Origin of the sequence: Microvirga sp. 2MCAF35 (genome assembly GCF_052115545.1) — a bacterium.
Classification (GTDB): domain Bacteria; phylum Pseudomonadota; class Alphaproteobacteria; order Rhizobiales; family Beijerinckiaceae; genus Microvirga.
This window is the reverse complement of the sequence record NZ_JBFRGW010000107.1, coordinates 1-517: the sequence shown is the minus strand read 5'-3', so window position 1 is coordinate 517 and position 517 is coordinate 1. Positions and strand designations below refer to the sequence as shown.

The 517-nt window shown below is 60.5% G+C and carries 1 pseudogene; it reads left to right on the top strand.

The features are described 5' to 3' along the window. A pseudogene (locus AB4097_RS21515) lies at positions 1 to 181 on the top strand (IS110 family transposase); the annotation flags it as partial. Positions 182 to 517: the final 336 nt, after the last annotated feature.

Genomic DNA, 517 nt, shown 5'->3' with positions numbered 1-517 from the left:
CGTCCTCTACATGGCCACCTTGAGCGCCATCAAGGCCCGCATGCCCCATCTGTTTCCGTTCTATCAGCGCCTCAGAGCCGCCGGGAAGCCCTTCAAACTCGCCATCGTGGCCACCATGCGAAAGTTCATCACCATCCTCAACGCCATCAYCCGGGACGACACGCTCTTCCGATACCCCTAAACGACAGTTGCTTGTCCCGGCCATCCCGATCCGGTGAAGCACCGCGCCTCAATCCATCGGGATCACCAGTACGAGGCCAGTGATGACGGGGTGGGCGATGTGGAGGGCATGGTGAGTGAGTGCAATGTTCTTGTTTTGTTCTTGACAGTTGTCTCAACCTTGGCTATATCATTGCGCATCCTCACCTGACGAGGGGCGCGCTTCGCGAGGCGTCGCAAGTTGTGGGAGCAGGCACGGTCCTGCCCGCCGGTCACGCAGCCGGCGCCAGGAGGCCCTTGGCAGCCCTGTGCTGGTCCAAGTTTAAACGCCTAAAAGAACCGTGCGCGAAGCGGCCTC